A 12,862-nucleotide genomic window follows, 5' to 3' on the forward strand; every position below is an offset into this window, starting at 1 on the left:
CAGCTTAACTGGATTTTGGAATCGCCCTTTTTTCATTTCTTTCTTTTTGTTACTTCTGTTTTTGCTGGTTTCTCCAGCAATTTGCCATCACGCCATATTTTTTGTACCGGTTTAATACCTTTTGTAAGTTTTCGATAATCACGTTCTTCTGTGTAAGATAAGAATGTTAACACTTCTCCATCTTTACCTGCTCTACCTGTTCTTCCAGATCGATGTAAATACTGCTCAACTGTATGCGGGACATCAACATGAATTACATGTGTCAGACCTTCAATATCAAGACCTCTGGCTGCCAGATCAGTCGCTATTAAAACACTGACATCCCCTTTACGGAAATTTTCCAGTGCTTGCTGGCGTTCAAACTTTTTCATGTCAGAATGAAGAACTACGATTGGAGCCTTATTGTAATTCAGTTTCATCTCTCTCATCCGAACTTGATCCACATTATTAATGAATGCAAGAGCACGAATCTTTTTAAGATGGGAAAGCCCTCTTAATAAGTCGGTTTTATCACGTATATCCGTTTTCACAAACGAATGAACAATTTTCCCAGACTTCGGCATTTCTTCAGAAGAAACTTGTATTCGAAGTGGATCCTTCATAAATTTGTTTGCAATGATTTCAATTTCTTCTGTAATTGTTGCTGATACGACTGCAATCTGACGCTCAGGATTCGAGTTTTCAATCATATTTTTCACAGCAACTCGGTGATCTCTTGATAATAACTGATCGCCTTCATCAAGAATAATATAGCGAATATCATGCATTTTCAGCTTTTTCGTCTTAACGAGTTCATCAAGTCGGCCAGGCGTTCCAACTACAATCGTTGGCTTCTTTTTTAATCTGTCTAATTGACGATTAATATTTGCTCCGCCTATTAACTGCGTCACTGTAATGTCTGTTCCTTCTACCCAATCGCGAATAACATTCACAATTTGCATAGACAACTCCTGAGACGGAGTTACAATAAGCGCCTGTGTTTGCTTTTTTTGACCGTCAACAAGTTGTAGAATCGGAAGGACATAAGCAAGCGTCTTCCCTGTACCCGTTGGCGACTCTGCCACAATGTCTTTACCAGAAATCATGGCCGGTATCATCTGTGTTTGTACAGGAAGCTCATGCTGGAACTTCCATTTTTCTTTAAAAACATCATCCATACTATCTAAAAAGGACATATTTACCCCTACTTTCAATCTGCTCTTTTTAGTGTATCATAGCTAACCCTTTATGCACTATAAGTAATATGCGTGTTCTGCATTTTTTTATAAGCAGATTCCAAAAATAGTGATTCTATTTGTCCTAATACTTGCATATAGTTTTCGATTGCTTCAATTTCCCCAACACTTTTAATATGATTGTTTAATTCCTTCATATTATGGGAATCATATAAGAGGAGTTATGAAATTAATCCAAATTGAATGGAGGCGTTTCTTTTGAACAGTAAAAGTTATTCGGATAAAGCTACTACAGAAGCAAGCAGCGAGCCTAACTGGTCTGAAGTCGCTGACAATGCTGCAAAAAAAGCGGAATTAAAATTGAATAAAATTAAGCAAGACGCTAAAGATTCCATCAAATCTAATAGCGAAAGTTATAATAATCCTACTGAAAATAAATAAGAAAACCCAGTACTTTTTAAAGTACTGGGTTTTCTTATTCCTTTGCAATAAAAATTACATCTTCTAGCGGCCAAATTGAAAAGTCGGTAATTATTCCATCTACACCATACTGATAGGCTTTATTTATAGAACGCACATCTTTAGCCGACCAAACCAAAACTTTACCACCAAAACTATGAATTTGATCGATAATATGTTTGTTTACATACGAAATATTAAAATTAATAAATGTCGCAAATGATGTAAGATCTTCAATTTCCTTTGAAGTAAGCTGAATAGCGGATCTCTTCATTAGTAATGCAATTTGAAGTTCTGGTACAAGATTATGCATTTTTCTCATCGATTCGATATCAAAGGATTGTACAACTACACTACTTAAATCGTTATACTCTTCCAATACAGCAGCTACTTTTTCTTCGATACCGGGATATTTTGAAGGTTTTTTTATTTCTATTAGTAAACCTATCTGACCATAAAAGTCCGAAAACAATTCCTCTAATGTAATTATTCTTTCGTCTTTAAAATCTTTATGAAACTTACTACCTGCATCTAATTTCTTTAACTCAGCAAGCGTGTAATCGCTTACAAAACCATCGCCATTTGTAGTCCGATTTACTTTATCATCATGTATGATTACGAGTTCTCCATCTTTAGATAGATGTAAGTCGAATTCTAAAAAATCAGCACCTAATTCTAACCCTTTACGAAATGCTGCATGTGTATTTTCCGGAGCATATCCTGATGCACCGCGATGGGCCACGCTTACCATACCACCCATTTCTACGGGTTCCATAATGTACGACTCTTTAAAACCTACAAGTAGTAGCATACACGCGCATACTAGTCCAATCAGTTTCATTAACTTTCTGTTTCGTAATTCCCCCATAGATAAAACCCCACGATCTCTATAATTCTCGGATAATTCTAATGATTCTATTTAACAATAGTTTAACATAAGAAGTTCTTCCTGTAACTACTTATTTCATAGTCACAAAGCTCCATGAGATCATAAGGGTTTTATAACTAGTAAGAGGGGCTTATTACCACTGACTATCTCTATACTTTTTATAGTAATTAATTTGTCTAGCAAATAAATAAAGTTTTCGTTTAAAACTACGATCTTTTTTATAAAATAACGGATTTCCAAATTTCTTAGCTTTTAATAATGCTCGGACCTCAGCGTTGATTGCTTTATTTGTAACGAATTTTTTTAACACAATTTTTGGTACTATCGTAAATAAGAATTTTTCATTTAACAGCGTAAGTGGTTTTTGTTTTTGATAAATTAAATCATCCACAAAGTATTTTGCCATATTGTGTCCACACTGAGTTATGTAGTAGCTGGATCTTCCCTGCCTAATATTCACTTCAAAGACTTTAAATTTGCCATCACGTTCATCATATTTCAAATCAAAATTGGCAAAACCAACATAATTAATATCTTCTAGAAAACCTTTTAATTTCATCATTAACTCTTCATTGAACCTGGTTATTACAGCAGTGTAATTTCCGATTGCTGTCACTGTATGCTCTTGTAACACAACTTGACCAAGTGTAACCAGTTCTGCTTTTCCGTCACTGTTCATATAGACGACTGAGTCCCACATATATGTATCGTCACCTGGAATGAAGTCTTGAATAATTAGATCTTCTTTATATCCGCTTGCTTTAATTTTATCGATGACAGCTTGCACCTCATCCGCTGTATCGACTTTATATACCTTTTGTTGCCCTGGAAAACTGTTCAAATAGTACTCCACACCGTTACTTGGCTTCACAATAACGGGATAAAGCATTTCCTCAGTAAATTTTTCATCTTCAAGACATGAGTAAATAAACGTTGTTGGTGTGTCAATATCGTGTTCTGCACATAACTTATAAAAGTTCGATTTCACTAATAATGTATTCATTAGTGATTCTGGAATATAATTAAAAACATAATCCTTTGCTAACTCATCCATGTTTTCTGATATCATTCGTACATATGCATCGTTCGTTCCAATCAAAATCATTTTTTTACCAGGTTGAGTATATTTTTTGGCAACATTCTTCAATAATTGCAAGAAAGTTTCTTTTTTGTGGAAATTTACGTCCAACTCGATGTTTCCAATAATCGTACTTAAACTAGTAAAGGATAAAGGTTCTTTTCCTACTAGTATCGGTCTAATATTATATTCTTCGTGAAAAGAGATTGCCATGTTATATGCATTTATATCTGTTCCAATGATTACTGGAATGAATGGATGTTTTGTCATAATACCCTCCAAGTTTTTTCGCTATAAACAGTGTAGGCTCAGTGTTTTTCAATGTCAAGAAAGCGAAGCCAGTGCTCTGTTTAATTCGACAAAAATAGTGCTATATACTGAAATTCTAATACCATTTCAGTATATAGCACAGGTCTTCATTTTTCAAAAACTTGATGGATGATGTCATGCACGCTGCTGTTATTTAAATTCTTATAGATGCAACTCGTTGATTTAGTCTTTAGAGTCGCTGCAAAAGCTTCCGCTAATTCCGCCTCCCCTGTAATGTGAATTTCTTTCCAATTTCGTTCTTTTCTCAATCGCTCTACAATATCAGCCATTCCTTTATAGAACCTTCCTAAATTCTCTTTCAATCTCGGTTCCAAAATGTCGACTTTGCTACTCCCGATTACATGTCGGTTTGTGGGATCCATACGTTTCTCTTCGCCCCATACTTCAATATTTGGATCGAATCGATACTTTAGTTCATCCTCAAGAAAGCCCATAGCTGTGTCCAAAACACGCACTTCCCCAAAGCTTGGAAGTATAATACCTGCTTCCGGATACGCTTTGTACATATATTCCATTTCCTCAATCACAGGATAATCTTCCCAATGAAAACTTGTTTTCACTGGCACTTGAACGTAGTGAACGGACCATAGCACGGGCTCTTTAGATGCAAAAATTACTACTCCCTTGTTCAGGTTGTTTTGACTATGTTCGATTTCCTTCGTAACTTTTTCCCTTAGATTACTAAATGCTTTAATTTCGTCTGCATCACTGGACAATTTCAAGTATTCTTCAATTCTCTTCATGCCGCTTTTTAAATGAATTTTCCATGCCCCATTTAATTGTTCAGGATCACCTGGATTGGTATTCAAATACACACTTAACACACAGCGTTTGTCGCAATGAAAGTCCTTTAAAGACTCCAACTCTTTGCTTAATGACATTAATCCTAAAACCTCCTTCATTTTTCACACATACCAAGCATGCCCTTCGGCGGCGTAGCTTATAACAACAGTTTTTACATCTTGTTACTGTCCTTCTACGAATTTCCACAAAAAAATACCCTACTAGAAACAATTCAAGATTGTCTCAAGTAGGGTATTTATATTTTTCATTTTAAACTGCGATTTAAAAAGGCTTTTGTTCGGTCTAATTGAGGATTTGTAAGTAAGTCTACCGGATGGCCCGTTTCGACGATTTCACCATTGTCCATGAATATGGCACGATTCGCTACCTCTTTCGCAAAATCCATTTCATGCGTGACGACAATCATCGTCATGTCTTCCCTTGCCAAGTCTTTCATCACTTGCAATACTTCGCCAGTGAGCTCAGGGTCTAGGGCGGAAGTCGGTTCGTCAAACAACAGGATTTCAGGGCTCATCATTAATGCTCTACCAATAGCAACCCTCTGTTTTTGTCCACCCGATAGTTTTGATGGATAGACATTGGCTTTATCGGATAAACCGACTTTCTCCAATAACTCTTTACTTCTCCGCTTAATTACTTCTATACTTTCTTTCTTAATTAACCTTGGTGCCAGTTCCAGATTTTCCAAAACAGTTAAATGAGGGAAGAGATCGAAATGTTGAAAGACCATACCCATTTTGGCAGTGATTTTTTTAAGTTCTTGCGGTTTCGAATATATTCCGTCTTTTACTAAATAATCATCTGAAATGCGAATGCTTCCACCGTTTATTTCTTCAAGGTGAACTAAACTACGCAGCATTGTGCTTTTTCCAGAGCCAGATGGCCCAATGATTGCAATGACGTCATTTTTATCGACTTCAAATGAAATATCTCTGAGGACTTCAAGTTGTCCAAATGATTTCTTTAGATTCGTTACTTCAACGAGTGCCAAAGTGAGTGCCCCTTTCAGTCATAGTTAAACCGTCGTTCTAACCATTTAAAGAATAGCGTTAATGTAAGAGTAATTGCCAAATAAAGAATTCCAGCAATAAAGAACGGAACGATTGTAAAGTCTCGATTCACCGCGGTCTGGGCAAAGTGTAACAACTCTGGGACAGCAACTGCGTAAAGGAGTGCAGTATCCTTTACAAGCGTCACAGACTCATTTGCCACGGCTGGAAGTGCGATGCGGAACATTTGCGGTAAAACAACTTTCGTTGTCGTCTGAAATTTATTCAAACCAAGCACTTTCGATGCTTCATATTGGCCTTTGTCAATCGCTAGTAGACCGCCTCTGAAAATTTCCGCAAAATACGCAGCATAGTTTAAAATGAATCCTAAACATGCCGCAACAAAACGATCTAAAACTAAGTATTCGCCAATAACCGGAATAAGTGGCAATCCAAATACAATAAATAATAATTGCAGTAATAAAGGTGTTCCACGCATTAGATAAATATAACCATGTCCAAATACCGATAGTGGTTTGAAGCTGCTGCGGACAGCGAGTGTAAGCAAGAAGCCTAGTGGAATGGACGCAACAATGGCAATCAAAAATAGAATGACGGTCAGTTGTGCCCCTTCAAGCATCGGTTTCATTATTGAGATGATATAGTCTAAGGACATTAAAAGATTCCTCCAAAAACAAAACAGGGTTTCACAAGGAAAACCTGTTTGCCTCTAATTTGTTGGGTCGTTTTATTTTAATACTTTATTTTCGCCAAACCACTTTATTGAAATTTCTTCAGCAGTTCCATCTTCATTCATTTTATCCAGCGCTGCTTGAAGTTTCTCAAGCAATTCTTCATTCCCTTTTTTTACACCGATTCCGTATTCTTCTGGCGCTAACTCATCGCCAATCACCTTAAACACGTCCTGTTCTTGGGACATATAGTAATCGATAACGACTTCATCAATTACGACAGCGTCGACACGACCAATTTTCAAGTCTGTAAGCGCTAAGACATTATCCGCATATTCGGAAATGGATTTAATTTTAGATTGGATTGGATTCGCCGCCAGGGCATCCGAAGCAGATGACAATGCTTGCAACCCAACAATTTTACCGTCCAAGTCCTCTAAAGCCTCAATTGCTGAGTCCGATAACGTCGCAACTACTTGAGCGTTGCTTAAGTATGGTTTTGTGAACAGAACCTTTGCTTTACGATCTTCCGTAATTGTATACCCGTTCCATATTAAATCGATCCGACCACTGCTCAGTTCTGTTTCTTTCGTTTTCCAATCGATAGGCTGAAACTTTACTATCATTCCCATATGTTCTGCTGCAGCTTTAGCGTACTCAATATCAAAGCCCGTCAATTCATTATCCTTATCACGGAACCCCATTGGTGCGAATTTATCATCTACCCCAATAATCAATTCTTTGTCTTTATCCGTGCTTCCTGATTTCGAACAACCCATTAGAAGAACAGAAAATGCCGTCATAATTAGTAGTAGTGTCATTAGTTTTTTCATATTCTATTAAACCTCTTTCCTATTTAGCTAATATACTTTAGTACGTTAACGTGTTGACACTTAATAAGATATCATGATTTGAACATAATTCATAGTATTTTATCGTGAAAAATAAAAAAACGACGGAATCTACCGTCGTCTTACGAAATAAATATGCAGTTTCATTTTAATTGAAAAAAGGGAGTGTAGCTATAAACATCATTATGAAAAGGATTGCTAAGTAATTTACGGAATAAAGAAAGTTGATCTGCGCCCATTTATAATCGTCTTTTATATAAGAACTACTCACGCTAACAATGAACCAACCTATATTTAGGACTGTCGCAACAATCACAAAGGTTATGCCGAGTGAACTTAAGTAAAATGGCCATGGCAGCAAACAAATAATATACACGGCCATTTGTCGCTTTGTCATATCGAAGCCATAAACCACTGGGAGCATCGCGACATCAGCAATTCGGTATTCTTCACTCTTCTTCATTGCAATCGCAAATGTATGTGGAATTTGCCAAATGAACAAAATGATAAACAAAACAATAGGAACAATATGCATTGCAGGTGCTATCGCAGCCCATCCAATTAACGGCGTTACAGCCCCGGAAACACTACCAATTACAGTATTAAGCGTATATCGACGTTTTGACCACATTGTATATAAAATAACATAGGTGAACCACCCAATAAATCCATAAATCGCTGCTTCTATAGTGGTAAATAATAAAAATACAAAGCCTATAATCGAAAGTGCTATACCGAGTACCAAAACAGTTTTGAGTGATATTTTCCCTGTGACCGTAGGACGCTGCTGTGTTCGAATCATCACCGTATCTATATCCACATCGTACCAATTATTTAACACCAGAGCACCGGCCATTAATACCGTACTTCCAATCATCGTTAAAAAGAACACATCCAGATGATCAATAAACGATGCATTTGTAAAATGAAGCGCCAACCAATATCCTACAAAAACCGGGAGTACGTTCGCAATTAAAACAAGTCCTTTAAAAAGGGACTTGATATCTGCAACCACACTCGAAATACTTCTATCTTTTTTCAAAGAAGGAACCACATCCGTAATCATATATTATCTTCCCCTTAAAAATCATTTAAACAAGTTCATTTGAATTATTCTTCATCATTATTAATAATACCATTTAGTTTCAGTTAAATTAAACACTTTCAACCATAATTTCTAGAAGTAGCTACGTACTGTTCTCAAAAAGGACATATCTTTAGGATATTACTTCATAATTTAAAAAAGGTACAACAGAAATAACTGTCATACCCGATAATATTATGGCAATGCTTATCTTGATGAATTTACAATTGCTGTTGCGATACGGTCAATAACTGGGACTGTACTCTTTTTAGAGTTCTCTGTTAAGATACTGAATATCAATACTTCTCCGTCTTTCGAAGTTGCATAACCAGCTAATGAACTAACATTATCCAGACTACCCGTCTTGGCAAGAACTTTCCCCTTTGCCTCTGGTGTTTTCAAGCGGTTTCTAAGGGTCCCCCCGACAATACGATCGTAGCCACCCGAATTTGGAATTCCAGCTAAAAATGATTGATACCAAGGTGCGGATCGAGCTAGATAAAGAAGTTCCGTCAGTTGTGCAGAGGATACTTTATTTGCCCCTGACATTCCTGATGCATCCTCAAACAGCCATTTGTCACCATCAAGTCCAACAGATTCACTGTAATCACGCATTACTTGTAATCCCGCATCCCAACTACCTTCTCCGTATATAACTTTCCCCATCGTTTTTGCTAACACTTCAGCGTGTGTATTGTTACTTAGCTTCAAAAATGGCTTCATCAAATCTTTTAAGTTCATGGAATTCTTTGTAGCAATAACATCAGCAGTTTCCGGTGTCTTTCCGCGAACAACTTTTGATGAAGGGATGAACTGAATGCCTTTTCCCGCCAATGACTTTTTAAATACATCCAGTGCATAATATGTCGGGTCCGAAACCGTAATCCATTCTTGTTTTCCCGAAGTTCCAATTGGAGAATTACCCGTTATTAAAATAGTATTTGTTCCGTGTTGACGCGTAATTTTTAACGTATTTTTATTACCTTTTGGAACCGTTTTTGACCAATTTACAATTCGAACAGTTCCTGTAGCTGGTGCGAGCGAAACATTTGTAATTTTACCAGGAACGGTAGGTTTTGCAGTAACGATAACTGTACCCGCATCGTAATCTTCATTTGGCGATACCGTCAATGCAGATATCTGAGCCGCATAATAATAGGGTTCATCTTTTTTTTCGATACTTGGCGATAAACGAACGGCATCGAAATAAGTATCATCCCCGACTATATTACCTGTAATTTGTTTAATTCCAAGTTTAGATACTTGTATAGCAAAGTTGTCAAAATCCTTTTTCAGTAAAGTGGGATCACCCTGCCCTCGGAGATACAAATTACCTTTTAGCAATCCATTTTCAATGGGTCCATCTACGAGTATGTCGGTTGTAAATCTAAATTCTTCACCTAATGTCTCTAATGCTGCTGCAGAAGTAAGTAGTTTCAACGTTGAAGCAGGTGTAATCCCTTTATCCCCATTATATTGATATACGATTTCTCCTGAAGATGCTTTGCGAACAACAACACTATTATTTGAATTATTTATTTTACCTTCAGTCATTATTTGATTGATTGATTTATTGATTCCCGAATACTGTACCGAAGCTTGGGCTGTTTGTTGTTCAGGCATCGCGAAAAGTACCGTTCCAAATAATAAAGAGAAACTCATTAGTATTAATGCAATTTTCTTCTTAATCAAATCCAATTTCCCCCTTATGACAAAGTTCTATTGTATCTAGCATAACATGCGGGTGCGTCTAGTAATATAGTAAAATGAATTAGCTTTACTATTAGTTTGAATTTATAGTCTTCGTATATATCTGAGGTGTAAATTACCAACTACTTAAAGCAAAAAAACACCACTTAATAAATAAGTGATGCGAGAAACATTTTATAAGTATTTCACGGGATTTTTGCGTAACTTCGCAACGTTTTAGTTCTTTACTAGACTTCCGATTGTGTCGATTGGTGGAGTCCATATAATTGTGTAAATAGGAAAAGGCATTTTCCATTCCTTATGTTAAAATGTTTTCAACGACGATAAACATTTAGGAGGAATGGAAAATGACCTTACTTAATTTTACTATAGATATGGATAATTTAAAAGATACAGTTATGAATTCAAATATGGAATCAGTTGTCAAATCAACAATTATTTTAGTATTGAATGAGTATATGGAAAAAGAACGTGACGACTATTTAAAAGCAGGATCCTATGAAAGATCTGAGGACCGCGTTGACTATCGTAACGGCTATTACGAAAGGGATTATACGATTAGCGTCGGTCGAATCACGTTAAAGGTACCGCGCACAAGGCAAGGTGAGTTCTCCCCTTCTGTTTTTGAACGGTACGCTCGCTGTGAACAAGCTTTAGTATTATCCATGCTCGAGATGGTTGTAAATGGCGTATCGACTCGCAAGGTAACCAACATTGTGGAACAGCTTTGTGGAGAAAGTGTTTCTAAATCATTCGTTTCATCCTTAACTGCCAAGTTGGATCCAATCGTGAAAGAGTGGGCTGAGCGGCCTTTAAATACAACTTATTATCCTTATCTTTTTTTGGATGCAATGTACATTAAAGTACGTGAACACCATCGTGTTGTATCGAAAGCAGTTTACATCGCGATTGCGATTAACGAGGCTGGATACAGGGAAATTCTAGGTATGAAAGTGGATCATAACGAGAGTTATGAAAGCTGGGCTAACTTCTTACAGAGCCTTATCTCTAGGGGCTTACAGTCTCCAAAACTGGTCACCTCAGATGCGCATAAAGGCTTGAAAAAAGCAATCCAAGAAAAGTTTTTAGGAACGGCTTGGCAACGTTGTACTGTTCATTTCAGAAGGAATATTGCAGATTGTTTTCCGAAAAAAGATTGTGATGAAGCTAGAAGTCTTTTAAACAGTATTTTTGCTGCAGAAGATGTAGACACTATTCGCCGACTGAAAGATTTGTTTTTCGATAAATTTTCAGAGGAAAAGCGATTTGAAAAAGCACTTACCATACTAGATGAGGGATTCGACGACGCGATACAAAACCTTAATTTTCCGTTAAGACATCGTAAATTTATTCGTTCTACAAATCATTTAGAACGTCTTAACCAAGAGGTGCGTCGACGTGAACAAGTTATCAGGATTTTCCCAAATACCCAATCGGCTTTTCGTTTAATTGGGGCAGTTTTAATGAGTTATACAAAGGGAAACAAAGGGTGGGAAAGAAATGTTTTCGGTCAATCTGCCGGTTTCCAAAAACAGCAGGACGCACAAGTATGACGTGTAGCGACTTGACATGGAGCCTCTGCGGGCATAATCATCCAGCCTAAAGAGCCGGCTTTTTAAAAAAAGTCGGCTCTGCCCAGACAGGCTATCATGCCCGCCACTCCAAGTAAAGTCGCGAGTTAGTTAGCCATCGCGTGAATTCTATACACGAAGTGAAAAGTTGAAAACACGATTAAGGGAAAGTACACAAGACTATGGACTTGACTGTGTCGATTACTTTTTGATAGGCATCTTCCACATCTACTGTGTCAATATGGATTTTCTGCTCATCCGTATATTGATTACTGGAATGCTTATACTTTGGGTCATAGTAAAATTCGAGTAATAGCTTTGTTGCAGAGGCAAAATTGCCATTCTCTAAATCGGATTCAATCTGCTGCGCAATGGGTGTATGAATATGTTTTTTAATGAGTTGAAAGGCCTCTTTAAAAGGTATAGAAGACTCCCACGGCTTATAATCATCCAATATATTTTGAACTCTCACTTCAATAGGAATATTTATGAAAAGTTGCTTTCCCTTTTCCTTTTTATCATTTAGAAACTCAGGCAAACTCACTTTTCCGATGCGTCTGCTTTCCCCTTCGATGAAAACAAAAGGTTCATTTTGATAACGTGTTACTTCATTCAAAAGAAGGGAGTCAAACTTTTTCTGATTGCTCGGCTCGAGACCTATTTGGCCAAATATTGAACCTCTATGCCCAGCCATCCCTTCTAAATCAATAACGGGATACCCCTCTTCATACAGTTTCTTTAAAATGATTGTCTTTCCTGAACCAGTATATCCGTTCAACACAAATAACTTGGGTAAGAACTTCTTATCTTCCAGCTCATGAACAACCCACTGTCTGTAAGAACGGATTCCTCCGTTTAAACGGTTTGCATGAATCCCCATTAAATCGAGCACAGTTGCTGCCGTTTTACTACGCATTCCTCCGCGCCAACAAAATACAGTAATTGGAGTTTCAATTTTATTGAATGTAGCAATGAAAGTAGGGAGTTTTTTAGAAAATATCCCTAGACCCCTTACCTTGGCTTCGTCTGCACCTATCTGCTTATATATTGTTCCGACTTCGGCGCGTTCTTCATCATTAAATACAGGAATATTGATGCTTCCTGGAATTGTTGATTCTTTAAATTCTCTCTGGGAACGCACATCTACTAAAGTGTGCCCACCCCTATTTTGCGATATCAGTAAATCGGTTAATGAAATTTCTCGAAACACATTTTCACCTTCTAGGTTGA

General features: G+C 37.1%; 13 protein-coding genes. 2 read left to right on the top strand and 11 right to left on the bottom strand.

All coding sequences use genetic code 11. The features are described from left to right. Nucleotides 1–32 precede the first annotated feature (32 nt). Together ACP8HH_RS15250 and ACP8HH_RS15255 are read right to left on the bottom strand one after the other, a co-directional pair. The gene (locus ACP8HH_RS15250; RefSeq protein ID WP_438312724.1) at nt 33–1,175 is read right to left on the bottom strand and encodes a DEAD/DEAH box helicase; all 1,143 of its coding nucleotides are present in this window, start codon (nt 1,173–1,175) and stop codon (nt 33–35) included. 50 nt (nt 1,176–1,225) lie between these two features. Further along, nucleotides 1,226–1,372: a hypothetical protein gene (locus tag ACP8HH_RS15255; protein ID WP_438312727.1), complete on the bottom strand. Its 147-nt coding sequence runs from the start codon at nt 1,370–1,372 to the stop codon at nt 1,226–1,228. Between the two features lie 61 nt (nt 1,373–1,433). On the opposite strand from ACP8HH_RS15255, the gene ACP8HH_RS15260 reads away from it, so the two are divergent. Next, a complete protein-coding gene (locus ACP8HH_RS15260; RefSeq protein WP_438312729.1) occupies nt 1,434–1,616 on the top strand; it encodes a hypothetical protein in 183 nt (60 codons plus the stop codon). A gap of 34 nt (nt 1,617–1,650) precedes the next feature. Here the strand turns inward: ACP8HH_RS15260 and ACP8HH_RS15265 are convergent, their stop codons facing one another. From ACP8HH_RS15265 to dacB, 8 genes are all read right to left on the bottom strand, one after another. Then, complete coding sequence (locus tag ACP8HH_RS15265; protein WP_438312732.1) at nt 1,651–2,502, bottom strand: glycerophosphodiester phosphodiesterase; 852 nt, start codon at nt 2,500–2,502, stop codon at nt 1,651–1,653. Nucleotides 2,503–2,656: 154 nt separating this feature from the next. Next, nucleotides 2,657–3,871, bottom strand: coding sequence for a carboxylate--amine ligase (locus ACP8HH_RS15270; RefSeq protein WP_438312735.1), 1,215 nt, complete (start codon nt 3,869–3,871; stop codon nt 2,657–2,659). 146 nt (nt 3,872–4,017) lie between these two features. Next, nucleotides 4,018–4,812 (bottom strand): VLRF1 family aeRF1-type release factor, encoded by a 795-nt coding sequence (locus ACP8HH_RS15275; RefSeq protein WP_438312736.1) that lies wholly within the window; start codon nt 4,810–4,812, stop codon nt 4,018–4,020. Between the two features lie 167 nt (nt 4,813–4,979). Continuing rightward, the gene (locus ACP8HH_RS15280; RefSeq protein ID WP_438312739.1) at nt 4,980–5,726 is read right to left on the bottom strand and encodes an amino acid ABC transporter ATP-binding protein; all 747 of its coding nucleotides are present in this window, start codon (nt 5,724–5,726) and stop codon (nt 4,980–4,982) included. A gap of 14 nt (nt 5,727–5,740) precedes the next feature. Beyond that, nucleotides 5,741–6,400: an amino acid ABC transporter permease gene (locus tag ACP8HH_RS15285; protein ID WP_438312741.1), complete on the bottom strand. Its 660-nt coding sequence runs from the start codon at nt 6,398–6,400 to the stop codon at nt 5,741–5,743. Nucleotides 6,401–6,472: 72 nt separating this feature from the next. Next, complete coding sequence (locus ACP8HH_RS15290) at nt 6,473–7,249, bottom strand: amino acid ABC transporter substrate-binding protein (RefSeq protein ID WP_438312743.1); 777 nt, start codon at nt 7,247–7,249, stop codon at nt 6,473–6,475. A 166-nt stretch (nt 7,250–7,415) separates the two neighbouring features. Continuing rightward, on the bottom strand, nt 7,416–8,333 hold the full coding sequence (cyoE, locus tag ACP8HH_RS15295) for a heme o synthase (protein WP_438312746.1): 918 nt from the start codon (nt 8,331–8,333) through the stop codon (nt 7,416–7,418). Nucleotides 8,334–8,558: 225 nt separating this feature from the next. Beyond that, nucleotides 8,559–10,043: a D-alanyl-D-alanine carboxypeptidase/D-alanyl-D-alanine endopeptidase gene (gene dacB, locus ACP8HH_RS15300; protein ID WP_438312748.1), complete on the bottom strand. Its 1,485-nt coding sequence runs from the start codon at nt 10,041–10,043 to the stop codon at nt 8,559–8,561. 365 nt (nt 10,044–10,408) lie between these two features. On the opposite strand from dacB, the gene ACP8HH_RS15305 reads away from it, so the two are divergent. After that, entirely contained in the window at nt 10,409–11,614 is a 1,206-nt protein-coding gene (locus ACP8HH_RS15305) for an IS256 family transposase (RefSeq protein ID WP_438312751.1), read from the top strand. A gap of 178 nt (nt 11,615–11,792) precedes the next feature. Here the strand turns inward: ACP8HH_RS15305 and mnmH are convergent, their stop codons facing one another. Then, nucleotides 11,793–12,842: a tRNA 2-selenouridine(34) synthase MnmH gene (gene mnmH, locus ACP8HH_RS15310; protein WP_438312754.1), complete on the bottom strand. Its 1,050-nt coding sequence runs from the start codon at nt 12,840–12,842 to the stop codon at nt 11,793–11,795. Between the last annotated feature and the right edge of the window lie 20 nt (nt 12,843–12,862).

The sequence above is a fragment of the Sporosarcina sp. FA9 genome (assembly GCF_051550205.1).
GTDB lineage: Bacteria > Bacillota > Bacilli > Bacillales_A > Planococcaceae > Sporosarcina.